Annotated in this window: 21 protein-coding genes and 1 riboswitch; of the genes, 15 read left to right on the forward strand and 6 right to left on the reverse strand. The window is 59.3% G+C overall.

The window, feature by feature from the left end:
* Positions 1-20 precede the first annotated feature (20 nt).
* The 11 genes from EDF82_RS03940 (at position 21) to EDF82_RS03990 (ending at position 15,339) form a co-directional block, all read left to right on the forward strand.
* A complete protein-coding gene (locus EDF82_RS03940; RefSeq protein ID WP_123754299.1) occupies positions 21-836 on the forward strand; it encodes an ABC transporter permease in 816 nt (271 codons plus the stop codon).
* The gene (locus EDF82_RS03945; protein WP_123754300.1) at positions 833-1,612 is read left to right on the forward strand and encodes an ABC transporter ATP-binding protein; all 780 of its coding nucleotides are present in this window, start codon (positions 833-835) and stop codon (positions 1,610-1,612) included. The genes EDF82_RS03940 and EDF82_RS03945 overlap by 4 nt, the downstream gene beginning before the upstream one ends.
* Positions 1,613-1,616: 4 nt before the next feature.
* Positions 1,617-2,345, forward strand: a complete 729-nt coding sequence (locus EDF82_RS03950) for an urea amidolyase associated protein UAAP1 (RefSeq protein WP_123754301.1) — start codon at positions 1,617-1,619, stop codon at positions 2,343-2,345.
* Positions 2,346-2,355: 10 nt separating this feature from the next.
* The gene (locus EDF82_RS03955; RefSeq protein WP_123754302.1) at positions 2,356-2,991 is read left to right on the forward strand and encodes an urea amidolyase associated protein UAAP2; all 636 of its coding nucleotides are present in this window, start codon (positions 2,356-2,358) and stop codon (positions 2,989-2,991) included.
* Between the two features lie 170 nt (positions 2,992-3,161).
* On the forward strand, positions 3,162-6,767 hold the full coding sequence (uca, locus tag EDF82_RS03960; RefSeq protein WP_123754303.1) for an urea carboxylase: 3,606 nt from the start codon (positions 3,162-3,164) through the stop codon (positions 6,765-6,767).
* Complete coding sequence (gene atzF / locus EDF82_RS03965; RefSeq protein ID WP_123754304.1) at positions 6,764-8,563, forward strand: allophanate hydrolase; 1,800 nt, start codon at positions 6,764-6,766, stop codon at positions 8,561-8,563. The genes uca and atzF overlap by 4 nt, the downstream gene beginning before the upstream one ends.
* A gap of 208 nt (positions 8,564-8,771) precedes the next feature.
* On the forward strand, positions 8,772-10,694 hold the full coding sequence (mrdA, locus tag EDF82_RS03970; protein ID WP_187042741.1) for a penicillin-binding protein 2: 1,923 nt from the start codon (positions 8,772-8,774) through the stop codon (positions 10,692-10,694).
* A 197-nt stretch (positions 10,695-10,891) separates the two neighbouring features.
* A complete protein-coding gene (locus EDF82_RS03975) occupies positions 10,892-11,884 on the forward strand; it encodes an alpha/beta hydrolase (protein WP_123754306.1) in 993 nt (330 codons plus the stop codon).
* Between the two features lie 84 nt (positions 11,885-11,968).
* Complete coding sequence (locus EDF82_RS03980; RefSeq protein ID WP_123754307.1) at positions 11,969-12,709, forward strand: response regulator; 741 nt, start codon at positions 11,969-11,971, stop codon at positions 12,707-12,709.
* Positions 12,706-14,049 (forward strand): ATP-binding protein, encoded by a 1,344-nt coding sequence (locus EDF82_RS03985; protein WP_123754308.1) that lies wholly within the window; start codon positions 12,706-12,708, stop codon positions 14,047-14,049. The genes EDF82_RS03980 and EDF82_RS03985 overlap by 4 nt, the downstream gene beginning before the upstream one ends.
* A gap of 102 nt (positions 14,050-14,151) precedes the next feature.
* A complete protein-coding gene (locus EDF82_RS03990; protein WP_123754309.1) occupies positions 14,152-15,339 on the forward strand; it encodes a cytochrome c biogenesis protein/redoxin in 1,188 nt (395 codons plus the stop codon).
* A gap of 116 nt (positions 15,340-15,455) precedes the next feature.
* Here the strand turns inward: EDF82_RS03990 and EDF82_RS03995 are convergent, their stop codons facing one another.
* From EDF82_RS03995 to EDF82_RS04020, 6 genes are all read right to left on the reverse strand, one after another.
* The gene (locus EDF82_RS03995) at positions 15,456-16,937 is read right to left on the reverse strand and encodes an aspartate aminotransferase family protein (RefSeq protein ID WP_199733660.1); all 1,482 of its coding nucleotides are present in this window, start codon (positions 16,935-16,937) and stop codon (positions 15,456-15,458) included.
* Positions 16,938-16,946: 9 nt separating this feature from the next.
* Complete coding sequence (locus EDF82_RS04000; RefSeq protein WP_123754310.1) at positions 16,947-18,332, reverse strand: diaminobutyrate--2-oxoglutarate transaminase; 1,386 nt, start codon at positions 18,330-18,332, stop codon at positions 16,947-16,949.
* Positions 18,333-18,638: 306 nt separating this feature from the next.
* Positions 18,639-19,574 carry an ABC transporter substrate-binding protein gene (locus EDF82_RS04005; protein ID WP_123754311.1) on the reverse strand — a complete coding sequence of 312 codons (936 nt, stop codon included), beginning with the start codon at positions 19,572-19,574 and terminating at the stop codon, positions 18,639-18,641.
* Between the two features lie 27 nt (positions 19,575-19,601).
* The gene (locus EDF82_RS04010) at positions 19,602-20,342 is read right to left on the reverse strand and encodes an ABC transporter permease (protein WP_123754312.1); all 741 of its coding nucleotides are present in this window, start codon (positions 20,340-20,342) and stop codon (positions 19,602-19,604) included.
* A complete protein-coding gene (locus EDF82_RS04015) occupies positions 20,339-21,067 on the reverse strand; it encodes an ABC transporter ATP-binding protein (protein ID WP_187042738.1) in 729 nt (242 codons plus the stop codon). The genes EDF82_RS04010 and EDF82_RS04015 overlap by 4 nt, the downstream gene beginning before the upstream one ends.
* On the reverse strand, positions 21,064-21,759 hold the full coding sequence (locus EDF82_RS04020) for a TenA family protein (RefSeq protein WP_123754313.1): 696 nt from the start codon (positions 21,757-21,759) through the stop codon (positions 21,064-21,066). Before EDF82_RS04020 ends, EDF82_RS04015 begins: the two co-directional genes overlap by 4 nt.
* A 65-nt stretch (positions 21,760-21,824) precedes the next feature.
* A riboswitch (TPP riboswitch) is annotated at positions 21,825-21,926 on the reverse strand.
* 296 nt (positions 21,927-22,222) lie between these two features.
* Between EDF82_RS04020 and EDF82_RS04025 the strand changes: the two genes are divergently transcribed.
* From EDF82_RS04025 to EDF82_RS04040, 4 genes are all read left to right on the forward strand, one after another.
* Positions 22,223-23,350 (forward strand): BamA/TamA family outer membrane protein, encoded by a 1,128-nt coding sequence (locus EDF82_RS04025; protein ID WP_123754314.1) that lies wholly within the window; start codon positions 22,223-22,225, stop codon positions 23,348-23,350.
* 16 nt (positions 23,351-23,366) lie between these two features.
* Positions 23,367-24,326, forward strand: a complete 960-nt coding sequence (locus EDF82_RS04030) for a hypothetical protein (protein ID WP_154143816.1) — start codon at positions 23,367-23,369, stop codon at positions 24,324-24,326.
* Between the two features lie 52 nt (positions 24,327-24,378).
* Positions 24,379-25,500, forward strand: a complete 1,122-nt coding sequence (locus EDF82_RS04035) for a DUF4056 domain-containing protein (RefSeq protein ID WP_123754315.1) — start codon at positions 24,379-24,381, stop codon at positions 25,498-25,500.
* Positions 25,501-25,717: 217 nt separating this feature from the next.
* Positions 25,718-26,959: a sensor domain-containing diguanylate cyclase gene (locus EDF82_RS04040; RefSeq protein ID WP_123754316.1), complete on the forward strand. Its 1,242-nt coding sequence runs from the start codon at positions 25,718-25,720 to the stop codon at positions 26,957-26,959.
* Positions 26,960-26,968 lie beyond the last annotated feature (9 nt).

Raw genomic sequence — 26,968 nt, forward strand, 5'->3', positions numbered from 1 at the left:
TGACCATGGGAGTGATCGCCATGCGACAAATTAACCGCCATCCACAGCAGGGCATGCGGCTGATGCTGATGCTGTTGCCCTTTGTGTTACTGATTGCCGCCTGGTGTTTTGGTTCTGCCATTCGTCTTGAGGCAAACCCCCAGGACAAGCTGCTGCCGGGGCTGTCACAGATGGCCTCTGCGGTCGAACGGATGGCGTTTATGCCGGACAAGCGCAGCGGAGAATACCTGCTGTGGGCCGACACCGTGATTAGCCTGACCCGCCTGCTGATTGGGCTGGCGGTGTCGGCGCTGATTGGCCTGAGCATCGGTATCGTCGCCGGGGTGTTTCCGGTCTACCGCGCCGCGCTGTCACCGTTGATGACCGTGGTGTCGATGGTGCCGCCGCTGGCGATCCTGCCGGTGCTGTTTATTGTCTTTGGCCTCGACGAACTGTCGAAGGTGATGCTGATTGTGATCGGCATTACCCCGATGCTGGCCCGCGACCTTGAACAACGGGCGCGAGAAATCCCGGCGGAGCTGTTTATCAAGGCGCAGACCCTCGGCGCCAACAGCTGGACGGTGGTGCTGCGGGTGGTGCTGCCGCAACTGCTCTCACGTTTAATTACCTCGCTGCGCCTGCTGCTCGGTTCGGCCTGGCTGTTCCTGATTTCGGCGGAGGCTATTTCCGCCACCGCCGGGCTGGGGTACCGCATTTTCCTCGTCCGCCGCTACATGGCGATGGACGTGATTATTCCCTACGTCATCTGGATAACCCTGCTGGCCTGGCTGATGGATCTGGCGCTGCGCCAGCTGCACAAAGTCTGCTTTCCGTGGGCCGAAGGAGGCCGGGCATGAGTTTTATCACCATCAAGAATATCTGGCAGGAGTACGGCGACCACGTGGTGCTGGAACGCATCAATTTAACGGTGAAAGAAGGGGAGTTTTGTTCGATGGTCGGGGCCTCCGGCTGCGGTAAATCGACGTTCTTACGTCTGCTGTTGGGCCAGGAGACGCCGACCCGGGGGCAGATCACCCTTGATGGCCAGCCGCTGGCCCCTGAGCCGGATCGCAGCCGCGGCGTGGTGTTTCAGCGCTATTCCGTTTTCCCGCACCTCAACGTGCTGGATAACGTTGCGGTCGGTCTGGAGCTGCCGTCATCCCCTTGCTTTGGTCGTCTCTTTGGCGCCCGCAAACGCGCAGCCCGGGAACAGGCGGCGCAGATGCTGGACAAGGTCGGCCTTTCCCATGCGCTGGATCGCTACCCGGCGCAGCTTTCCGGCGGGATGCAACAGCGGCTGGCGATCGCCCAGGCGTTCGTGATGCAGCCGCGGGTGCTGCTGCTCGACGAACCGTTCGGCGCGCTCGACCCCGGTATTCGCAAAGATATGCACGCGCTGCTGCTCCAGTTGTGGAGCGAGACGCGAATGACGGTCTTTATGGTCACCCACGATCTGGCCGAAGGGTTCAACCTCGGCACCCGTCTGCTGGTGTTCGACAAAGTGCGCCACGACCCGCAGGCCCCCAACGCCTACGGGGCGCGCATTACCTACGATATTCCGCTCAACGAGACCCGGATGTCGCACATGCTCGGTACCGGCACCCATGACAACGTCTACACCTTAAGGAGATAGCCTGATGACCACGCCTTTACACACTTCACCGAGCCTGCGCGAAGAGCGTCTGCCGGGTGGGGGACAGACCTCGTTTATTCTGCGTCGCGGACAGATCCTGCGTCTCACCGATCTAGACGGCGGCGCTAACCTCAGCATGATGATGCTCAACCCCCACGAAAAGAGCGAGCGACTGAACCTGCCGGACACCCTCAAAGGGCAACACACCGCGCGACTGACCCGCGGTCACTGTTTCTACTCCGATATGGGACGGGTGCTAGCCGGGATCGTTGCCGACAGCTGCGGCTGGCACGACCCGTTTGGCGGCGTGCTTAACGCCCAGGAGACGGCAGAAAAATATGGCACCGGGCGCTACCAGGAGCTGCGCAACGCCTTTCATCGCAACGGTACCGACAACCTGCTGGTTGAAATGGGCAAATGGGATCTCGGCCTCGAAGACCTGCTGATGGTGGTTAACTTCTTTAGCAAAGTGACCGTCGACGGCGCGGGGCGTTTCGCCTTTTGCACCGCGCACTCCGCGCCGGGAAGTTACGTAGAGCTGTTCGCCCCGATGGACGTGCTGATGGTCATGACCGCGATGCCGCATCCGCTGGATCCCGCTACCGACTACGCGCCACGCCCGGTTCAGCTGAGCTGGTACCAGGCCGACGACGAGCAGGCGACGGTGGAATCGCTGTTTACCCGCGATGAGAACCAGCGCGCCTTTACCAACACCCAGCTGTTTGCCTTATAAGGAGTCTGCGATGAACCTTGTCACCAGTACCCGTAACCCGGCCGATGCCGTCTATCGCCACGAGATCCCGGCGGGCGAACCGTGGATGTTCGAAATCAAACAAGGCCAGACCCTGCGCCTGCTCGATCTTGAAGGAAATCAGGCGGTCGATACCCTGTTTTACCATGCCGATAACCCGCGCGAACGGTACGATGCACAGCGCACGTTGCGCCGTCAGGGCAATGTCTACCTGACGACCGGCAGCGTGCTGTACTCCAATCTCGGCAACCCGTTGCTGACCATCGTGGCCGATACCTGCGGGCGTCACGATACCCTTGGCGGCGCCTGCGCCCAGGAGAGCAACACCGTGCGCTATGCCCTGGACAAGCGCTACATGCACAGCTGCCGGGACAACTTCCTGTGCGCCTGTCTGCATGACGGCAGACTGCATAAGCGCGACATCGCCGCCAACATCAACTTCTTTATGAACGTGCCGGTGACCGAAGCGGGCGGCCTGACCTTCGAAGACGGGAACTCCGGCGCCGGGAAGTATGTTGAGCTGCGCGCCGAATGCAACATCATCGTGCTGATCTCCAACTGCCCGCAGCTGAATAACCCGTGCAACGGCTGGAACCCTACGCCGGCGGAGGTGCTGGTATGGAACTGAACCGCTGGCAACGCTGGCGCCTGCTGGCCTACCGCCTGTTTGCCGTCCGCGCCGAACGTCTGACAACGACACCTACGCGTAAGTCCTGACTCCTTGCGCGCCTCGGGGACGACCCTGGGGAGGCTGATTCTTTTGCTGCGGGACGACCCGCCACGATGTGAGTCCCGTGTATGTTCAAGACCTTATTAATTGCTAACCGTGGCGCCATTGCCTGTCGCATTCTGCGCACCTTACGCGCCATGCAGGTGAAAGGCGTGGCGGTCTATTCTGATGCGGACCTGAGCAGTCTGCACATTCGCGAAGCCGATCGGGCCATTAGCCTTGGCGACGGCCCGGCGGCGCAAACCTATCTGGTGACCGACAAGATCATTGCCGCGGCGCGCGACAGCGGGGCCGAGGCGATTCACCCCGGTTATGGTTTTTTGTCGGAAAACGCCGCCTTTGCCGAAGCCTGCGAAGCCGCCGGACTGGTGTTTGTCGGCCCGACCCCGGAGCAGCTGCGAACCTTTGGCCTGAAACATACCGCCCGGGCGCTGGCAAAAGCGCAGGGCGTGCCGATGCTGGAAGGGACCGGCCTGCTGGCCGACAGCGATGAAGCCTGCCGCGCGGCACAAACTATCGGCTATCCGGTGATGTTGAAAAGCACCGCCGGCGGCGGCGGGATCGGGATGCGGGTGTGCTATGACGCCACTGAACTGGCGGAAGCCTTTGAAACCGTCCAGCGCCTCGGCAAGAACAACTTTAGCGATGCCGGCGTGTTCGTCGAAAAATACATTGAACGCGCCCGTCATCTGGAAGTGCAGATCTTCGGCGACGGCCGCGGCGAGGTGATTGCCCTTGGGGTACGCGACTGTTCGATCCAACGGCGTAATCAGAAAGTGATCGAAGAAACCCCGGCGCCCGGCTTACCGGAAGGCATGGCGCAGGCCCTCTGTGATGCGGCGGTTGCCCTCGGTAAAGCAGTGAACTACCGCAGCGCCGGGACGGTGGAGTTTGTCTACGACAGCGCGGCGCAGCGTTTCTATTTTCTCGAAGTGAACACCCGCCTGCAGGTGGAGCACGGCGTCACCGAACAGGTCTGGGGCGTCGATCTGGTGGGCTGGATGATTGCCCTCGCCGCCGGAGATTTACCGCCGCTGTCCACGTTGCTGGACGGGCTGAAACCACGCGGCCACGCGATTCAGGCGCGAGTGTACGCCGAAGATCCGGGCCGCCAGTTCCAGCCGTCGCCGGGGCTGCTGACCGAAGTGGTGTTTCCACCGGCGGATGGCAAGACCCTGCGTATCGACCGCTGGGTGGAAGCCGGGTGCGAAGTCCCGGCCTTCTTTGATCCGATGCTGGCAAAAGTGATCGCCTGTGCAGATGACCGTGAGACGGCGATCGCTGAACTGGCGCAGGCGCTGGCGGCGACCCGGCTGTACGGCGTCGAAACTAACCGGTTGTACCTGCAACACATTCTGGCGTTCGCGCCGTTTGCCGATGGCGAGCCCTGGACGCGTTGCCTGGATCAGCTGCATTACCGGGCCACGACCGTCGAGGTGCTCAGCGCCGGAACGCAGACCAGCGTGCAGGATTATCCCGGTCGCCTGGGTTACTGGGCGGTTGGCGTCCCGCCATCCGGGCCGATGGACGACCGGGCTCTGCGTCTGGGCAACCGTCTGCTGGGCAACCCGCAAGGCGAAGCGGCGCTGGAGATCACCCTTAACGGGCCGACGCTGAAATTTAACTGCCAGACGCAGGCGGTAGTCTGCGGGGCAGAGATCGTGGTGACGTTGGACGGTGTCGCCCAGGCGATGCACCAGGTCTTCACCATTCCCGCCGGGGCGACCTTGAAAATTGGCGCCGTAGCCGACGCCGGCGTGCGCAGCTATCTCTGCCTGCGCGGCGGGCTGCAGGTACCCGAGTATCTCGGCAGCAAAAGCACCTTTACGCTGGGGCAGTTCGGCGGTCATGCCGGACGCGCGCTGCGCAGCGGGGATGTGCTGCATCTCGCGGCGGATGCACCGGCGGTGCCGGACGCCACGCTGCCTGCCGCGCTGGCGCGTCCTCTCGCCGAGACCCGCACGCTGCGGGTTATCTACGGCCCCCACGGCGCGCCGGAGTTTTTTGCCGCCGACTATATCGACACCTTTTTCGCCACCGACTGGGAAGTGCATTTTAACTCCAGCCGCACCGGGGTGCGGCTGATTGGCCCGAAACCGCTGTGGGCGCGCGACAGCGGCGGCGAAGCGGGGCTGCATCCGTCGAATATTCACGATAACCCCTATGCCGTCGGCGCGGTGGATTTCACCGGCGATATGCCGGTGATCCTCGGTCCAGACGGGCCGAGCCTCGGTGGCTTTGTCTGCCCGGTAACGGTCATTGAGGCCGACCTGTGGCAGCTCGGCCAGCTGAAAGCCGGCGATAAAGTCCGCTTTGTGGCGGTGGATCTGCCTACCGCCCGTCAGCTGGCGGCGGGCTACCACGCGGAGCTGGCCACCCTTGAGACCGCCGACGTGGCCTGGCAACCCGCGCCCCTGAGTTCGCCGATTGTGATGAGCTGCGGCGAGGCGGATAAACGCCTGGTGGCGCGACTGTCCGGCGATACTCACCTGCTTTTGGAAGCCGGGGAGCCGGAGCTGGATCTGGTGCTACGTTTTCGCATTCACGCCCTGATGCAGGCCCTGGAAGGCCAGTCCCGCCCTGGGGTGATCGACCTGACGCCGGGCATCCGCTCGTTGCAGGTCCACTTCCAGCCGGAAACCCTGACTCTCGACGCGCTGCTGGCGTGGGTGGCGAGCGAATGGGCCACGGTGTGCGTCAGCGACGATCTGCAGGTGCCGACGCGGGTAGTGCATCTGCCGCTGTCATGGGATGACCCGGCCTGCCGCAAGGCCATCGATAAATACATGACCACCGTGCGCCGGGATGCGCCGTGGTGCCCGAGCAACCTCGAATTCATCCGCCGGATCAACGATCTGCCGGATGAGCAGGCGGTGTGGCAGACGGTATTCGACGCCAGCTATCTGGTGATGGGGCTGGGGGATGTCTATCTTGGTGCGCCGGTGGCGACGCCGCTCGACCCGCGTCACCGGCTGGTGACCACCAAATACAACCCGGCGCGCACCTGGACGGCGGAAAACTCGGTCGGTATCGGCGGGGCTTATCTGTGCGTCTACGGTATGGAAGGCCCCGGCGGCTACCAGTTTGTTGGCCGCACGCTGCAGATGTGGAATCGCTATCACGAGGTGGCCGATTTTGCCGGTAAGCCGTGGCTGCTGCGCTTCTTCGATCAGCTGCGTTTTTACCCGGTCTCCGCCGACGAACTGCTGCAGATCCGCCGCGATTTCCCGCTGGGGCGCTATCCGCTGCGCATCGAACACAGCACGCTGCGTCTGGCGGAGTACCAGCAGTTCCTGGCCCGTGAGGCGACAAGCATTGAGGCGTTTCGTGAGCATCAGCAGCGCGCCTTTAATGAAGAGCGCGATCGCTGGATCGCCAGCGGGCAGGCACATTTCGACAGCCAGGAAGTGCTGAGCGAAGAGGGCGACGACGCGCCGTTGCAGGGCGGACAGCAGGGGGTGGAAAGCCCGATCTCCGGTAATCTCTGGCAGGTGCAGACCGTGGCGGGCAGTCGGGTTCGCGCCGGTGATGTGCTGCTGGTGCTGGAATCGATGAAGATGGAGATCCCGCTGCTGGCACCGTGCGATGGCGTGATCCAGCAGGTGAATGTTCAACCCGGGGCGTCGGTTCGCGCCGGGCAACGTGTGGCGGTGATTCTGGAGGAAAAAGTATGAGCCAGCCGACCTTTGATTTACGCCTGAGCAGTCTGGCGCAGGCCTGGCAACGCGGGGATTTCACGCCGCGCGAGTTGCTGGCCAACCTGCGCCAGCGGGCGCAAGCGCTGAACCCGGAATACCAGCTGTTTATCCATATATTGACGGCCGAGGAGCAGGAGCCGTGGCTGGCGGCGCTCGACGGCGTTGAACCGCACACGCTGCCGCTGTACGGCGTGCCGTTCGCCATCAAAGATAATATCGATCTGGCCGGGATCGCCACCACCGCCGCCTGTCCGGCGTGGTCACGCACCGCCTCCGAGGATGCCACCATCGTGGCGCAGCTGATTGCCCTCGGCGCGATACCGGTCGGCAAAACGAACCTCGACCAATTTGCTACCGGCCTGAACGGCACCCGCTCGCCGTACGGACGCTGTCGCAATGCCTATCATGCGGACTATCCGTCTGGTGGTTCAAGCTCCGGGTCGGCGTTGGCGGTGGCGCTGGGCGTCGCCAGTTTTGCCCTCGGCACCGACACCGCAGGCAGCGGGCGGGTACCGGCTTCGCTGAACAATCTGGTTGGCCTGAAGGCCAGCAAGGGGCTGATCTCCACCGCCGGGGTGGTCCCGGCCTGCCGGACGCTGGACTGCACCACCTTCCTGACCGCTACCGCTGAAGAGGCCAGCCAGCTGCTGGCGCTGACCGCGCAATATGACCCGCGGGATGCCTACAGCCGCCGTAACCCGCAGTGGAACGGGCGTCAGGCGTTTGGCGCACCGCCGGCCCGTTTCCGCTTCGGGGTTCCGCAGACGCTGAACTTCCTCGACTGCCCGCAGAGCGAAGCGCTGTTTATGCAGGCCAAAGCGCGGTTGATGGCGTTAGGCGGAGTGCCGGTCAGTCTCGATATGACGCCGTTCCTCGACGCCGCCCGCCTGTTGTATGAGGGGCCATGGGTAGCGGAACGCTATGCGGTGGTGGGGCCGTTGATTGAACAGCAGCCGGAGGCGGTGCTGCCGGTGATCCACGACGTGCTGGCGAAAGCGCCGCAGACCGACGCGGTAGCAACCTTCGAAGCGATGTACCAGCTGCAGGCCTATAAGGCGCTGTGCGATGCGCTGCTGGAGGGACTGGACTGCGTGCTGACGCCGACCTATCCTCGCCCGGTCACCCTGGCGGAGCTGGAGGCCGAACCGGTGAAGCGCAATGCCGACCTCGGTTACTACACCAACTTTATGAACCTGCTGGATTACGCGGCGGTCAACGTGCCGGTCGGCTTTATGGATAACGGCTTGCCCTCCGGCGTGACCCTGTTTGGCCGGGTCTTTACCGACCAGTACCTGCTCGGGCTGGCGGATGCCTTTCAGCGGATCCAGCCGCTACCGCTGGTTGGCGGTCATCTGATCCCCGACACGTTGCCGCGCACCCAGGCCAGCCACGATCGTCTGTCGCTGGTGGTGTGCGGCGCTCATCTTGACGGGCTGGCGCTGAACGGCCAGCTGCGGGAGCGGGGCGGACGGCTGCTAACGGCGACGCAAAGCGCCGCCCATTACCGGCTGTACGCTCTGGCTGACGGCAAACGTCCGGGTATGGTTCGGGATAACGACCGCGGCGCGGCGATTGCCGTGGAAGTCTGGGATCTGCCCTCTGCGGAGCTGGGTTCGCTGCTGGCGGCCATTCCCGCCCCATTGGGGCTGGGGAAGGTGGAGCTGGCGGATGGCCGCTGGTTGAGCGGGTTTATCTGTGAGGCTTATGGCCTGCAGGGCGCCATCGATATCACCGAGTTTGGCGGCTGGCGCGCCTGGCTGAACCGCCAGTAATCTCCGAAGCCTCTGCCTTCATCAGGCAGGGGCTTTAACGTGACACTGTCAACCTGACGGCGCGCTATTCTCCTGCCTGCTTAACATGCTGAAACATTTCTCCTAAATCATTAGCAACCTTTCTGTAGGGCTAACGCCTTGATAAGGCTATCCTGCTGCGCTTTTTCTTTTTTTAGCCTTCCATTGAAACTCAAGTGAATTGCCGTTAATGAGCCAATTGAGAGATGAAATACGCGATCACTCAGCAGAAGAGATGCTGTTTATTCGTCGAGCCGTGGTCGCATTTCTACTGGTTGTGGTCTGTTTTGGCGTGCTGATTTTTAACCTCTACCACCTGCAGGTTGAGCAGCATGACTTTTACCAGACCCGATCGAACCAGAATGACATCAAAATGGTGCCTATCGCGCCGAGCCGCGGGCTTATTTTCGACCGTAACGGTATCCCGTTGGTCCAGAACATCACCCTGTATCGCTTAGAGGTGATCCCCAGCAAAATCCCGGATATGACCGCGCTGCTGAACGCCTTAACGCCGATTGTCGATTTAACCCCGGACGATATCGCCAGCTTCCGCGATGATATGCACCATAACAGCCGCTACAAGCCGGTGACCCTGAAGTCGGATCTCAGCGACGTCGAAGTGGCCCGTTTTGCGGTGAACGAATTTCATTTTCCCGGCGTGACGGTAGAGAATTACCAGCAACGCGATTATCCCTATGGCGCGCAGCTGGCCCACGTGGTGGGCTATGTCTCGAAAATCAACGACAGCGACCTGCAGCGGCTGGCGAAAAACGGCGAGTCGGAGAACTATGCCGCGGACCATAACATCGGCAAGCAGGGCATTGAAGGCTATTACGAGCAGCAGCTGCATGGCACCACCGGCTATCAGGAAGTGGAGGTAGATAACCACGGTCGCGTCGTGCGCCTGCTCAAAGAGGTGCCGCCGGTCGCCGGGAAGAATATCTATCTGACGCTGGATCTGCATTTGCAGCAGTACATCGAAGGGGTGCTGAAAGGCCAGCGTGCGGCGGTGGTTGCCGTCGACCCGCGCGATGGCGGCGTTCTGGCGATGGTCTCCAGCCCCAGCTACGACCCGAATCCTTTTGTTAAAGGCATTGGTTATAAAGCCTATCGCTCGCTGCTCGATAACCAGGATCGGCCGTTGATCAACCGCGTCACCCAGGGGCTGTATCCCCCGGCGTCAACGGTAAAACCTTATATGGCGCTCTCGGCGCTCTCCGCCGGGGTGATTACCCCCAACACCAGCTTCTTTGGCGCGCCAACCTGGACGCTGCCCGGTACCCAACGCCGCTATCGTGACTGGCTGAAAAGCGGCCACGGGATGCTGAACGTCACCAAAGCGATTGAAGAGTCCGCCGACACCTTCTTCTATCAGGTGGCCTTTGAAATGGGTATCGACCGGATCCATAGCTGGTTAAGTAAGTTTGGTTACGGTCAGTCCACCGGCATCGATTTGAATGAAGAGTATGCCGGCGTGCTGCCGAGCCGCGAATGGAAGCAGCGGGTTCACAAGAAGCCGTGGTATCAAGGGGATACCATTTCGGTGGGGATCGGCCAGGGGTACTGGATCGCCACGCCGATCCAGATGGTGAAAGCACTGACCACGCTTATCAACAACGGGAAGGTGAAAAATCCCCATCTGCTCTATTCGATGAAGCAGGGCAATAAAGTCGAGCGCTATCAGCCGCCGGAGAATACTCCGCAGGTCGGTGATCCGAAATCGCCGTACTGGGGCATCGTGCGCAACGGAATGTACGGGATGGCGAACCTGCCGAACGGTACCGGCTATAAACTGTTCCATACCGCGCCCTATCAGATTGCGGCGAAATCCGGGACCTCGCAGGTCTTTAGCCTGAAAGAGAATCAGACCTACAACGCCAAAATGATCCCGGTGCGCCTGCGCGACCATATCTTCTACACCTTGTTTGCGCCGTATCAGCATCCGAAGGTGGCGATGGCGCTGATTCTGGAGAACGGCGGCGGCGATGGCGTGGTAGCCGGACCGACGGCACGCGCTATCCTCGACCACATCTTTGATCCGGCTAATGCCCCGAACGTTGATGCAGCGACCGATCCTAACGTTCCGCAGGTGGACAGCGCCGACGCGCAATAACCCGCCAACGCCCGGTCAGCTTCTGGCCGGGCACTCTTCGGTATAGATTCAGCGCTGCTTTGTACCACATTGTATCTGGCGTACCGCGCTCTACACAGTGATACAAAAACCCGCCTGTTCCACCATATGCCATATACAAAACCCTGCTTAACTGTTGGCGTACTCTCTTATTTCTCCGTTAACAGGTGGGGTTGCTGATGAACACATTATCTCTGTTCCGTAAAAGTAGCGCGCTGATGCTGGCGTTATCGGCGCTGTGGTCGGCTGGCGTGTGTGCGGCGGAAGATGCCGAGGCCTTCAATCATATTCAACACATTAAGGCCGGCGACCTGAACGTCGGTTATGTCGATATTGGCCCGCGCGATGGTCAGCCGGTATTCCTGCTGCACGGCTGGCCCTATGATATCCATAGCTACGAGAAGGTGGCGCCGGCGTTAGCGCAAAAAGGGTTTCGGGTGATCGTGCCTTACCTGCGCGGCTATGGCAGCACGCAGTTTCTCTCCGCCAGCACGCCACGTAACGGCCAGCCTTCGGCCCTGGCGGAAGATATTGTTCACCTGATGGATGCCCTGCAGATTAAACAGGCCGATTTCGCCGGGTTTGACTGGGGCGCACGGACGGCGGACATCGTGGCGGCGCTGTGGCCGGAGCGGGTGAAATCGCTGGTTTCGGTGAGCGGGTATCTGATTAGCAGCCAGCAGGTGGGTGAAAAACCGCTGCCGCCGCAGGCGGAACTGTCATGGTGGTATCAGTTTTATTTCGCCACCGCGCGCGGTGAGGCGGGCTATCGCCAGAACACTCACGACTTTGCGCAACTGATCTGGCATCAGGCCTCGCCGGGCTGGACATTCAGCAACGCCGAATTCGCCCGCAGCGCCAAAGCGCTGGATAACCCGGACCATGTCGCGGTGACGGTGAGTAACTATCGCTGGCGGCTGGGGATCGATAAAAGTGAACCGCGCTATGCTGCCTATGAGCAAAAACTGGCGCAGCTGCCGCCGATTAGCGTGCCGACCATCACCCTTGAAGGTGACAACAACGGCGCGCCGCATCCGAAACCGGAAAGCTATCGGGCGAAATTTACCGGAAAATATCAGCACCGTACCTTAACCGGCAACATCGGCCATAACCCGCCTCAGGAAGATCCGCTGCACTTTGCGCAAGCGGTGATTGATGCCGACCGTTTGTAGCCCCTGCGCCGGGGGCGTAGGGTTGCGCTTCCGGCAACAACGCATATTCTTTTTGAGTTGTACTCATTCTGAATGGAGCCGGCATTGGAACATATTGACCACATTTTAGTTGTCGATGACGACCGCGATATTCGCGAACTGCTCAGCGACTATTTGCAAAAGTCAGGCTATCGCGCCACCGGAGCCGCCAGCGGCAAGGCAATGTGGTCGGTATTGCACAGCCAGCATGTAGATTTGATCGTGCTGGATATTATGCTGCCCGGCGACGACGGCCTGACCCTCTGCCGCCAACTGCGCAACGACGGTCAGCACAACATCCCGGTGCTGATGCTGACCGCGCGGGCCGATGACAGCGATCGTATTCTGGGGCTGGAGATGGGCGCCGATGACTATCTGGTTAAACCCTTTGTCGCCCGTGAACTGCTGGCGCGCATTAAAGCCATCCTGCGGCGCACCCGCGCGCTGCCGCCCAATCTGCAAATTACCGAAGCGGGCAGGCTGATCGCCTTCGGCGACTGGCAGCTGGATACCTCGGCACGTCACCTGCTGGATCACGACGGCATCATTGTGGCCCTCAGCGGGGCGGAGTATCGTCTGCTGCGGGTTTTTCTCGACCATCCGCAGCGGGTGCTCAACCGCGATCAATTGCTGAATCTGACCCAGGGACGTGATGCAGAACTGTTTGAGCGCTCGATCGATTTGCTGGTCAGCCGCTTGCGGCAGCGGCTACGCGAGGACGCCCGCGAACCGGCCTATATCAAAACCGTACGCAGCGAAGGCTATGTACTGTCGGTGCCGGTGGCCATCCGTGAGGCGCGGGAATGAAACTGTGGCCCGCCTCGCTGCGCGCCCGGCTGATGGTGATGATTTTCCTCGCCCTGATCCTGACTAACGCCCTGACGCTGTCGCTATTGCTGTATGAGCGGATGAGCAGCGCCCGCAACGTGATGCTGGGCAACCTCGAATACGATGTGGCCACCAGCGTGGCGATCCTTGACCGGCTGCCCGCTGCCGAGCGGCCGCACTGGCTGGCACGGCTGGCGCGGGGTAACTACCGGTATCAGCTCTCTGCCGGGTCGAGCGGCGAATATCCCACCAGCTGGCGTTCCCGCGATGCGGTACGTTCGTTACAGGAGGCGCTCAGCGGGCACTATCCGCTTAGTATTGTGGCGCTGCCCGGCCCGCGAGAGCACATTCAGGCGCACGTCATCCTCCACGATGGCGCGCCGTTGAGTATCGACCTGTGGCCGCGCTTACCGGCCATCGCCCGCTGGCTCCCGGCGGTGCTGTTCGCTCAGTTTGTGCTGCTGCTGGCCTGCACGTGGTATGCCGTGCGTCAGGTGGTCAGCCCGATGACCCGTTTTACCCGGGCGATTGATGCCCTTGAACCGGCGGACAGCACTCCGGGAATGATGGCGGAGCAGGGGCCGCTGGAAGTGCAGCACGCCGCCCGGGCGTTTAATGCGATGCAGACGCGGATCCACGACCATCTTCAGGAGCGGGCGCGGATCCTCGCGGCCATCTCCCACGATCTCCAGACCCCGATTACCCGCATGAAGCTGCGGGTAGAAATGGCCGACGCGCCGGAGCTGCGCGATAAGCTGCTGCAGGATCTCGATAATATGAGCCGTCTGGTCAGGGAAGGCATCGCCTTTGCCCGTTCGGCGCAGCCGCTGGAGGAGAAGCGTCAGAACCTGAGCCTGAATGCGTTCCTCGACAGTATTGCGCTGGACTATTCCGACGTCGGCAGGCCGGTAACTTTTACGCCTGCCGCGGGTGATGCGCCGGTGCGGGTCGCGCCGCAGGCGCTGCGGCGGATTATGACTAATCTGATCGATAATGGCTTAAAGTTCGGCGAATCAGTCGCGATTACCCTGAACTATAGCGACAACGGCGATGCGATTATTGCGGTTTGTGATAACGGTCCGGGGATCCCGGAGGCGTATCTCGATGCTGTGCTGCAGCCGTTTTATCGCCTGGAAAACTCGCGCAACCGCGATACCGGCGGTACCGGGTTAGGGCTGGCGATTGCCGCGCATCTGGCGAGCCAGATGCAGGGAACCCTGACACTGCGCAACCGTGAGCAGGGCGGGCTTGAGGTCAGCCTGCGCCTCGACGCCGCCGCTTTGTATCCTTCTGTATCTCCCGTGGAAAGCGATACCTGAGCTGACAATACCCCATGATTTCAGACACATTGCCACGACATCCGCCTGCTGTAATGGGCCCGTAGCCACTTCCGGCCACGCGTTGATGATGAGGTGAAGATGATGTCTGTGCTAATCGCTTTTTTCGGCGGCATGCTGACGCTGCTGAGTCCCTGTACCTTACCGGTCATTCCGCTTATTTTTGCCAGCCTGCGCGGGAAACGCTGGTATCTGCTGCTGACTCTCGGCGGTATGGTGCTGATGTTTACCGGCGTATCGCTGCTGGTGACCGTCACCAGCAGCTGGGTGGTGACCCTGACCGTGGTGGGGCGCTGGCTGGCGTTGCTGTTCCTGGCGCTGGTCGGCCTGAGTCTGCTGTCGACCGGCCTCGCCCAGCGCCTGAGCGCGCCGCTAGTGGCGTTGGGTAATCGAATAAACGATCGCAGCTATCGCCAGACGGGTGGCGCCTCGGCCCTGCTGGCAGGGCTGGCCATCGGCCTGCTGTGGGCGCCCTGCGCCGGTCCGGTGCTGGGGGCGATCCTCAGCGTTGGCTTTCTCAGCGGCAGTTCGGTCACCACCGGGGTCCTGCTGGCGGCTTACGGCTGCGGCTGTGCGCTGATGCTGGCGCTCCTGGGGTGGTTTGGTTCGCGACTGGTGGCGCGTCTGCAGCACGGACTGGCGTTCAGCCAGCGGCTGCGGCAGGTGGCGGGAGTGGCGATCCTCGCGTCGGTGACGCTCATTGCCAGCGGGGCAGATCGCTACCTGCAAGGGGCCAGCGGCCTGACTCAGGCGCTGGAGCAGCGGCTGAGCGCCGGTCTACCGACGGTCCAGCCGGCGGCGGTACTGCAACCCGTCGCGCCGCCGCCTTCCAGCGCGTTACCGTCGCTGGCCGGAGGAAGCGGGTGGATCAACAGTCCGCCGCTGCGCCCGGAAGATCTGAAAGGGAAGGTGGTGCTGATCGACTTCTGGACCCGGGACTGTATTAACTGTCAGCACACGCTGCCGCACGTGGGCGAGTGGGCTAACAAATATCGCGCCGAGGGCCTGGTGGTGGTTGGGGTACATACGCCGGAATACCCGTGGGAACGTTCACTGCCGGCGCTGCGTCAGGCGGTTGCGCAATGGCACATTACCTATCCGGTGGTGGCGGATAACGGCTATGCCATCTGGAATGCCTTCGGTAATCAGTACTGGCCGGCCCATTATCTGTTTGATGCCCATGGTCAGCTGCGCTACACCGCATTTGGCGAGGGGGATTACGCCCGGCAGGAGCAGGTTATCCAGCAGCTGTTGCAGGAGGCCAGAAGCTGAAAATATGTGACGATGTCACGTTGTATTTCAGACATAAAAAAGCCGATAACCACAGTTATCGGCTTTTTGTACGCTGCTGCGACATCAGGCTCGAATGCCAGGCATTCGGTGACCCCTTATTTCGCCAGCAGCTCCTGCGCGGTGCGCTCAACCAGATCCAGCAGAACCTTCACGTCATCCAGAGTGACAATCGGGTTCAGCAGCGTCAGCTTCAGACAGGTCACGCCGTTGTGCTCGGTCACGCCGACGTTGGCCCGGCCGGAATCAAGCAGCGCGTCGCCGACACGTTGGTTCAGCAGGGCAATGGCGGCGGCATCGCTGCCGGCCATCTGCTGCGGACGTGAACGGAACAGTACGCTTGCCAGCTGCGGTTCCATCACCAGCTCCTGCGTAGGCTGGGCCGCGACGTACTCCGCAACGCGCTTCGCCATGGTGACACCATGATCGATAATTTCGGCGTACTGTTTCTGACCCAGCGCTTCCAGGCCCATCCACAGCTTCAGGGCATCGAAGCGGCGGGTGGTCTGCAGCGATTTGGAGACCAGATTCGGCACGCCATGCTCTTCATCGAACTCGGAGTTCAGATAGGCCGCCTGGTAGCGCATCAGCTCGTAGTGACGCGGATCTTTTAACAGGAACGCGCCGCAGCTGATGGTCTGGAAGAACTGCTTGTGGAAGTCCAGGGTAATGGAATCCACACACTCAATGCCGTCCAGATAATCGCGATACTGCTCGGACAGCAGCAGCGCGCCGCCCCATGCCGCATCGACGTGCAGCCAGATCTGATGCTCTGCCGCAATACCAGCAATGGTGCGCAGCGGGTCGATAGCACCGGCGTCGGTGGTACCGGCCGTTGCGACGATAGCCATGATCTGCTCACCGTTGGCCTGCGCTTCGGCGATTTTCGCTTTCAGGTCTTCGACGTCCATGCGCGCAAAGCGGTCAGTTTTGACCAGCGTGACGGAACGGTAGCCGAGGCCCATCAGCGCCATGTTCTTCTGCACCGAGAAGTGGGCGTTTTCAGAACACAGCACTTTGTACTGACGAATATCGCCAGGCAGACCATCCTGCTGGATCGAGTGGCCCTGACGTGCAAAGAACGCATCACGCGCCAGCATCAGGCCCATCAGGTTGCTCTGGGTGCCGCCGCTGGTGAAGACGCCGGCGTCGCCTGACTGGTAACCCACCCGGGCACGCAGCCATTCGATCAGCTTCATCTCGATCATGGTGGCCGACGGGCTTTGGTCCCAGGAGTCCATACTCTGGTTGGTGGCGTTGATCAGCACTTCCGCCGCCTGGCTTACCACCAGGCTTGGGCAATGCAGGTGCGCCACGCACTGCGGGTGGTGTACCGACAGGCTGTCTTTCAGGAAGTACTCGATCGCACGTTCAATCGCCGCCTGGTTACCCAGACCCTGCTCGGTGAACTCAAGGGTGATGCGCTCGCGCAGTTCGGCGACGCTTTTCCCTTGGTACATCTCAGGCTGCTGTAGCCACTGCGCGACGGCCTGGCTGGTCTGGTTGATAACCTGCTGGTAGGCCTCAATACTTTGCGGCGAACCGGCAAGGATCGGATTCAATTTGGACATTGCGGTCATTCGCTCCATTCAGACCGGTTTTACACCGGCGGCCAGCATGGCCTGTTCAAATTTGTCGAGGAAAATCCCGAGCTCAGCGTCGCTGATCAGCAGGGACGGCAGCAGGCGCAGTACGCAGCCACCGCGACCGCCGCGCTCAAGGATCAGGCCCGCTTCGAAGCATTTCTTCTGCAGCAGGGCAGACAGCGCGCCGTCAGCCGGGTAGCAGCCCATGTGATCCTGTGCTTCGTTCGGGTTAACGATCTCAATACCGATCATCAGGCCCAGACCGCGAATGTGGCCCATCACCGGGTAGCGTTTCTGCATCTCGGCCAGTTTGCCTTTCAGCCACTCGCCCTGTGCCGCCACTTTGCCAGCAATGTTGTTATCTTTCAGGTGACGCAGGGTGGTCAGGCCGGTTGCCATCGCCAGCTGGTTGCCGCGGAAGGTGCCGGTGTGGTGACCAGGTTCCCAGGCATCAAACTGTTTCTTGATACCCAGAACGGCCAGCGGCAGACCGCCGCCGACGGCTTTTGACATCACAATGATGTCCGGCTCGATGCCGGCGTGTTCGAAGGCAAACAGTTTACCGGTACGGGCAAAGCCAGCCTGAACTTCGTCGATGATCAGCAGAATGCCGTGTTCCTGAGTCACTTTACGGATGCGCTGCAGCCACTCGACCGGAGCCGGGTTCACGCCGCCTTCACCCTGAACGGCTTCAAGGATCACCGCCGCCGGTTTACGCACGCCGCTTTCCACGTCGTTAATCAGGTTTTCGAAGTAGTAGGTCAGGGCTTTAACGCCAGCCTCACCGCCGATACCCAGCGGGCAACGGTACTGGTGCGGATACGGCATAAACTGCACTTCCGGCATCATGCCGTTAACGGCTTCTTTCGGTGACAGGTTACCGGTCACCGACAGCGCACCGTGGGTCATCCCGTGATAGCCGCCGGAGAAGCTGATAACGGAAGAACGACCGGTGTATTTTTTCGCCAGCTTCAGGGCCGCTTCCACGGCGTCAGCGCCGGACGGGCCGGTGAACTGCAGGCAATATTCTTTCCCTTCGCCAGGCAGCAAAGAGAGCAGGTATTCGGAGAAGCGATCTTTTAACGGGGTGGTCAGATCGAGAGTATGTAACGGCAAGCCGCTGGTAATGACACTTTGGATGCTTTGCAGCACATCAGGGTGGTTGTGGCCAAGGGCCAGGGTCCCAGCACCGGCAAGACAATCCAGGTACTGTTTGTTATCCGCATCGGTTAACCACACACCTTCCGCTTTAGCAATCGCCAGCGGCAGCTTACGTGGGTAACTCCTGACGTTCGATTCGAATTCAGCCTGACGGGCCAAAAAGGTTTCGTTGTTAGCGTCCAATAAATCTGCACTTAAAGTATCAATACGGACTTTATCCGTCATCATATCACTCCCACAACCAGCGCTACGGTTGAGCTCTGGTTGAATAATTGGTTTAAGAAAATGAATCGCCATTCATAAAGCGCGCACAATATATGGCTTTTTAAATTTGCATTCAATGTTTTATTGATTGCGTTATTTTTACGTTATTTTTACGTTGCTGATTTAACCTATAAACATATGATTCATATGGTTTAATTTGATTATAAAAAAAGCAATAAAAGTGTAATTTCTGGTAAGCAAATCAGCAGGTGGTAATTACCGCTTCGTTGGGTTTGCTGACGGAAAAAGTTCCGTCAGCGGTAGGGTGACTCACTGCAGTTCAACCGCATAATTGCTCAAAGGTGTGATTTTTTTGAGCAACTTGTTGTTATATAAAAACTGTTCGTAAGCTTCATAGCGCGACTTATCCAGCGCCGCCGGATGATCGGCAAACAGCGGCACCGTTTGTATCCAGGCCTGCTTGTTCAGTTCGGTGTTGAGCTCCGGGTGGGCGGCGGCAAAGGTCTGCCAGGTCTCCTGCGGATGGGCGCGCAGATAGCTCACACCCTGTTGTAACGCCACGAGGAACTTTTTGATTTTCGCCGCGTGCACCTGGTCGCGATTGGCGACAATCACCAGTTCGTCATAGGCCGGGACGCCGAAATCTTCGACGTTCATCACCTGCGGCGCTTTGCCCTGCAGTTTCAGCTCCAGCGCTTCTATATTACGGTAGCCGCCAATCACCGCATCAACCTGGCCCGCCAGCAGGGCGCTGGTCAGCTGGAAGTTAACATTGATCAGGCTGATGCTTTTCGGGTCGATATGGGCGTTCTGCGCCATGGTCGCCAGCGTCGCCTGCTCGATGCCGCTCACCGAGTACCCGACCTTTTTGCCCTTCAGGTCGGCCGGGGTTTTGATGCTTTTATCAAGGGCGATCACCGTGTTTAACGGCGAGTCAATTAGCGTGCCGACCCGAACCAGCGGCAGCCCTTCATCGGCGAAGAAGTGCACCTGCGGCTGATAGGTTATCGCCAGGTCCGCCTGGCCTGCTGCCACCAGACGCGGCGGCAGCGCCGGATCGGACGGCGGAACGATCTTGACGTCCAGCCCCTGGGCTTTGAACGCGCCAATCTGCTCTGCCACCATAATCGGGGCGTGGTCCGGGTTGATGTACCAGTCCAGCACCAGCGTCAGCTTTTCGTTAGCGACGGCCTGCCCGCTGAGCAGGGCGCTGAAGGTCAATCCGGCGAACATCGATTTATTCATGGCTATTCCTTGTTTCCGTGTCGGTCATCATTCCGGCGACCAGTTAATCAGCCGGTGTAAAAAGGCATCTACCGCCAGCCACAGCAGGACCGTCAGCAGCACTAAAATAAACAGGGCGGCAAAACAGACGTCGGTCTGCATGCGCGCATTGGCGTTGAGCATCACGTAGCCGAGGCCTTCCGCCGACCCGACCCATTCACCGATGATCGCGCCGATTGGCGCGACGGCGGCGGCCATCCGCAGACCCGAGCCGAGCGCCGGCAGCGCCGCCATCAGGCGCACGTGACGCAGCTGCGCGCCGAAAGAGGCGCCCATGGTGCGGGCCAGATCGAGATAGTCATGATTGACCCGCCGCAGGCCGTCAAAGAAGGCCGAGGTCACCGGGAAGAAGATCACCAGCACCGCCATCATGACTTTGGCGCTCATCCCGAAGCCAAACCACAGCACCAGCAGCGGGGCGAGGGCGAAGACCGGAATGGCCTGGCTGGTCAGCACCAGCGGCATCAGCCAGCGCTGCAGTCGTGGCGAGACGATCATGCACAGGGCCAGCACCACCCCGAGCAGCACGCCAAGCACCAGGCCGCTGAGGATCTCGCTGAGGGTGACCAGGGTGTGCCCGCTCAGCCAGCTGCGATTAACCCACAGGGCTTCGGCCACCGCCGCCGGTGACGGCAGCAGGAACGCCGGGATACCGCTGCGGCTTGCCAGCCACCACAGCAGCAGCAGGCCACAGAACACCACGCCGCCGCGAAACAGTTTGCCGCTCATCCGTTGGCCCTCATCAGCTGTTGCAGCAGTTCGGCCTGGCTGCTCAGCAGCACAGAATCGTCCGGCGCGCGGGGCGGGACTCCCGCCAGATGATGTGAATCGTCCATGCCGCCCGCCGCGGGAGAGAGCACCAGCAGCCGATGGCTCAGCCGGCAGGCTTCCATCGGGTCGTGCGTGATCAGCACCACGGTGCGATCAACCAGCAGCTCCGCCGCCAGCGTCTGAATGCGCGTGCGGGTAATGGTATCCAGCGCGGAAAAGGGTTCATCCATCAGCACCAGCGGGCGGTCTTCGTATAAGGTGCGTGCCAGGGCCGCCCGCTGACGCATGCCGCCGGAGAGCGCAGCGGGGCGATCGTCGGCGCAGTGGCTGAGCCCAACCTGTTCTAACAGGCGGTTCACGCGCGGCGTGTCGGTGCGCTCTCCGCGTAGCCTGGCCCCTAACGCGACGTTCTCACGCACGCTCAGCCAGGGATACAGCAGATCTTTTTGCCCCATCCACGCCAGGCGATGACCGAGCGGTTCGCCGTCGCTGGCGTAAACCCGCCCGTGAGTCGGCGAGGCCAGTCCGGCGATAATCCGCAGCAGGCTGGTTTTACCCGCGCCGCTGGCCCCCAGCAGCGAGGTCCACTGCCCGCCAGGAAGATCGAACGACAGATCGGCGAAAATCATCCGCGTGCCGAACTGCAGGCTCAGATCCCGGACATGAAGGGTCGGGGCTGTCACGCCGTAGCCTCCGTGGTGGCATTCAGCCCCATTTGCCAGAAGTTGGCTTCCAGCCTTGTTGCGGTGGCGAAGATTTCGCTCAGTTCCGCAAAGCGCGATTCGGCGCCGCGCTGTTGCCACAGGGTTTCCAGCAGACCCATGGCGGCAGTGACGCCGTCGAGATAGCCAGCGTCGCCGTAGTTGCGGATCCACGATGCGTAAGGGTTATCGGTAAAGCGGGTTTCCGGGTCGTGCAGTAACCCGAGGCCAATCTCCGCGTAGCCGGCGACGCAGGGCATCAGCGCCACCAGAAGATCCAGCGCATCGCCGGAATGGCCAATATCCAGTACGTAGCGGGTGTAGTTCACCGTTTCAGGGGCTTCGCGCTCGGCGGCCATCAGCGCTTCGTCCAGTCCCCAGCAGGCGCAATAGCCGACATGCAGCGGCAGTTCGCCGAGAATAGCGTTCAGTGAGGCGGACGCGGCGCGCATCTCCGGCAATGTGCGCAGTTTGCTGACCAGCAGGGCATAGCTGCGGGCAAAGTGGATCAGGAACAGATAGTCCTGGGTCAGATAGCGGCGGAAGGCCGGTTCGGGCAGGGAGCCGTCAGCAAGCTGGCGAACAAAAGGGTGCGCGACGTAGTGTGTCCAGTCGTCTCCTGCCTGCTGGCGCAGACGACCATAAATACCCTGGGTGAAGAGGGGAAGAATCACAGGACCTCCTGAGTAAGGGGAGATCCGGGCGTGCGGAAGTATGAACAGGCAATGGCGGTAGCGTGGCAAAATTGCCGACCCGTCCCTTCGCTGGCATGACCCAGATCAGGTTCAAAGGGTTCGGCTTACGCCATCTCAGCCCTCACGGGACACCCCTCGGTTGCGCCATGTTATACGGCATTCACTTTTTGATTACAATCCCCTGGTTCATCGCTGAAAAGTGGCCACATAAGTGACAACGTCACACAGCCTGGCAACGACAATTCGCCTCGCTCGTTGCATATTCCCGTTAACTTTTGTTAGCAATTTGTGTGCTAAATCTCCTTATTTTGTCCAAAATTAAAGAAAACCTGTAACCGAAAATTGGTAGTTCAGGGCGCCATAGGATATATTTTTGCTATCTGAAACCCATTATTCTTCAGTTACCTGGGTGTTCAGAATCCATCTTATCCCCGGAGAGTGCATGAAGTTTCCGCTTTCAACCTTACTGCTAGCGCTTATCGGGCCGCTTTCTATTCCTGCTATGGCGAGCAGTCTGTTTGATCCTGAAGATGGCATGGTGGACATGAGCCACTACCTGCAGGACAACCAGTACGGATTTCTTCCGGTGCCGATGGTCATCACCGAGCCGGCGGTGGGCTACGGCGGCGGTTTGTTTGGCCTCTTTTTACACGGTAAAGGCACCCACAAAGGGGATAATTTTATTCCCCCACCGATGACCGCTTTTGGCGGCGGCGCGACGCAGAACGGCACCTGGTTTGTCGGCGGCGGCCATCGCCATACCTGGAATGACGACCACATTCGTTACCTGGTGATGATGGGCTACGCCAATATCAAACTCGATATCTACGGCGACGGCTTAAGTCATTTTGATACAAATAAGGCCATTCACTCACAAACCAAAGGCTACGGCGGGCTACAGAAGCTGCTGTTCCGCGTCGGCGATTCGCCGGTGTTTGTCGGGGCTTCTCAGGTTTACGCGAAAACCGATATTTCAGCCGAAAACCCGGTGGTCAATCGGGTCTGGCAGCAGGTGTTCGGCCAGGAGAGCACGTCGTCGGCTTTAGGGGTGGTGGCTGAATATGACACGACGGATAATTTTTTCTATCCTAAGAAAGGGTTATCGGTGCAGGGAGAGTACCGGTTCTACCGCTCATTGTTAGGCGGCGATTATCACTACAACCAGTTCTCTTTAGACGGGAAATACTTTTTCCCGCTGAGCCGCACGTTAACGCTCGCCGTCGCCGGTAACTACCAGTCATTAACCCACCACGATAATCGCCTGACGCCAATGGCGCGTCCTTATATCGAATTACGCGGCATCTCTCGTTACCGCTATCAGGGCGATTACGTGACGACCGCACAAACCCAGCTTGCCTGGGAGTTTACGCCGCGCTGGATCCTGCAAGGATTTGTTGGCGTTGGCAGCGCAGCCGATGAGGCGCATGCATTGTGGGACCAGACAGAAGTGGCGTGGGGGACAGGTTTTCGTTACCTGATAGCGCGCCAGTATGGATTACATACGGGGATAGATATCGCCTTCAGCGAGCATGAACAGGCGGTCTATTTTAATGTAGGTTCCGGACTTTAAGGTCAGATGAAAGAAAATGCGATGGACTAAAACCGTAATTACGTTGTTGTTAACGTCGGGTACCGCCTGGGGGGCCAGCACTGCCGACAGTACCGGCAGCAGTAACGACAGCTATTTCCCTATCTGGGGTGATGAAGCAAGAGCGCGTGGCTATTCCATTCCGCTGCCGTTCGGGGTCAATTTAAGCTACATGAACATCCGCCAGGATATCCTGGTCGACAGCATCTCTTTTTCCGGTCTGGCGCTCGGCAACCACGCCATACCCAGCGATATGTTCGCCATTGACGCCGGTCATACGCGGCAGAAAAGCAAAACCGAAAACCTGCGTCTGGATATGTGGGTGTTTCCTTTTCTTAATGTCTACGGCATCGTCGGCCACACTCGTGGCTCCTCGTTGTCAAAAGTCTCCGTTGACGCCGACCCGTCAAAATACCGCGGTCTGGACCGGGTGATTGCCGGGTCGGTGCATCGTTTGTATGAAAGCGGCCAGCTGCAAAATATCGACTTCGCGCTGGATTTTAAAGGGACCACCTGGGGCACCGGCTTTACCCTCGCCGGGGGCTATGGCAACTGGTTTGGTCTGGTGGATACCAACTATACCCGTACCGATTTCGATATCCTCGATGGCAAAATCTCCGCCACTACCGTGTCGCCGCGGGTCGGATACCGCTTTAATCTGCAGGGGATTGCCGGGCCGTCGAACTTAAGCATCTGGGTAGGTAGCATGTACCAGAACGTGCAGCAGGAGTTCAAAGGCAACCTCTCTGATTTGCACATGCCGCCGGAGCTTCAGCCGTTAATCGCCGCCGTCAATAAAGACGATCAGGGCAAGTTCGATGTGAAGCAGCGCCTCTCTTCGCCATGGAATATGCTGATCGGGGCGCAATATGAAATTACGCAGAATTTTAACGTGTTAACCGAGATTGGCTTTAACGAACGTAACAGTTTCTTTGTCGCCGGAGAGTACCGTTTTTAACATCACAGGCGCTGGTTGTGATGCATAATTTTCTGTCCTGGAGACAATGTTAATGCGCAATGGCTTGTTTGTATTATTGGCGGCCGCTTTTTCGGTCTGTGCCCAGGACCCGGTATTGCCGATCGTTCCCGTTTCCCATGTGACACCGGTGGTCAGTCATCTGACGGCGCCGGAATCGCTGCGTCCGTGCTGTGCTTTTGGTTATGACCTGCATGTCAGGGCTATCGGGGTGCCGATCCCGGTTTATCAGATTGGCAACGTCTTAACCCTCGATACGCTGGGGCGGCATCATTACAACGACAGCGCGTTAGGGGCGGTCAAAAATCTGGTGGGTCTGAGCGAAGAGAAAAATGGCCTGATCTATACCCGGCGCGGCGGGTTTATTGATATTGCCCACGTGCGCGATACGGCAGACAACACCTTTTATCTGTTTAGCCGCATTTTCCCTAATCTGGGGCAAAGCGGGCGGGTGTTCTACAGCGAAGAGTTGGGGGTGCGGCGAATTCAGCTGAACGCCTTTACGCCGCCAGCTTCGATGCACCAGCGCTATGAAATTGCCGCCTGGCTGGCAGGCTATCTGGCCTATGAACTGGCGCAGTGGCATGAGATTGCTCAGTGGTATGGTTTCCAGTCGGTACCGGGTTTTTCGGAAGAGATCTCGGCATTTTCGCCGGAAGATCTCTATTCGAATCTGCTGGGCGCCAGGCTTGCGATCAACGTCATTCTGCAAGGCCATGTTGACTCCGTCGACGAGTATAATCAGGCCATGGAGAGCGCGCTGAAGCAGGTGCTGGTTAAATTAACGGTGGCGCCACGCAACGAAACCGAAGCGATGTTCCGCAAGCTCGATGGCGACTGGTGGAACAGCAAGCGGCGGGTGCCGGATAAATTCCTGGTGCTTAAACGGAACTATGCGCTGAGCGATACGCGGTTGCCGACGCCGGTGCCGTTCGAAAACGCCATTCCTTACCAGCTCACGCTGCCGGTGTCGGTGGATGGCTTTACGCTTGCTCAGCTTGGGCAACTGCAAATTCATCCGGGACATGATATGCGCTCGTTGCCGATGCCCGATAGCTTCTATACCCCGGAGCAGTTCCAGGGGCTGGCGGATCGCGCGCAGCAGGCGGATAAAACCCAGCTTGAACGAATACAGCTTGAACGTATAGAGAAGTAATAAAATGCGATAAACCGGGTAAGTTGCCCGGTTTGCGTAATTGCATGGCAAAGTTTGTTGTTGCGCCTTGTATTAATGCATAAAAAACGAACTATACTTCCCCCGTCTTCATCATGTATCGACATTCCCTGAATCCTCTTATTTCCTTTATCCCATGGAGGGGTATTGGCGACAGGTTATTATTTTGATGCGTGGTGCCTGTCAGATGGAGGGCTGCATGTTATTAAAAGAACTAACGATTTTTGATTTATTAAGTACTCCTGTATGGGTAGTTCATCCTTTTAAAGAAACCATCGTCTATGCCAACCCTGCCTCCAGAACGCTCAGTGGGGAGATGTCGCTGGATGAGATGCGCAAAGGTAGCGTCTCGAGCTGCCCGGAGCTCAGCCTGCAGAGCTACCTTTACTATTTCAAAAATATTGTTGAAGTATTCGAAGTCTGGACAATAAAAACGACTGAAGGTCTGATTTCGGTCTATTGCAAAACCACGTTAATTAAATCAGAAGAATATGACACCTTAATTCTGTTTGAAGCCGTGAAGATTCTGCAAAAGAATGAATCGCTAAGTGTTGCGGCCTCTCAACATTACAAGCGACGCAGTAATCGCTTTTTTGCTCGCTTTTTTATGACCAGCTCAGCGCCCATGTTGTTAATCGATCCGGCACAAGATGGCCGAATTATTGATGCGAATATTGCCGCCCTGCGTTTTTATAATTACACCGCCGAGGAGATGCGTACCCGCCATACCTGGCAGATTAACTCGATGGGCCGGGATGTGCTGCCGGTGATGCATAGCGTGGCGAACCTGCCGGGCGGGCATAAGCCGCTCAATTTTACCCATGTGCTCAGTGATGGTTCGCTGCGCTACGTTCAGACCTACGCCGGGCCGGTGGTGCTGCACAACATTCGCCTGATGCTGTGCATTATTCATGACATAACCGAAGAGGTGCACCTGAAAAAGGAGCTGGAATTTGCGGCGACCCACGACCCGTTAACCGGACTGCTCAACCGCCGTGAGTTTTATCGCATTGTGGATTCGTCATTATTTAAAATGGAAGGTTTTTGCCTGCTGCTGGTTGATGTCGATAATTTCAAAGCCATTAATGATAACCACGGTCATCAGAAAGGTGATGAGGTGTTGCTGGCGATTTCGCGCATTCTTGAAGCCGCCGGCAAGCCGCAGGACAAAATTTACCGCTGGGGCGGCGAGGAGTTTTTGTTGTTTCTCCCGGCCACCGCCATCGACCGGGCGCTGGAGATGGCCGAAGCGATTCGTCTGGCAGTGAGTCATTTCCATATTCCTGAACAGGGGGCGGGTATCACCGTCAGTATTGGCGTCGCCGAGCATCAACAGAACGAGCAGATCGATCAGTTGTTTAACCGTGTTGATAAGGCGTTGTATGCTGCCAAGAAAGAGGGGCGCAATAAAGTGAAGCTCTACCTGGTGGAAAAATACTGAACCTGAAGG

The sequence above is a fragment of the Klebsiella sp. BIGb0399 genome, assembly GCF_003752615.1.
GTDB lineage: Bacteria > Pseudomonadota > Gammaproteobacteria > Enterobacterales > Enterobacteriaceae > Klebsiella > Klebsiella lignicola.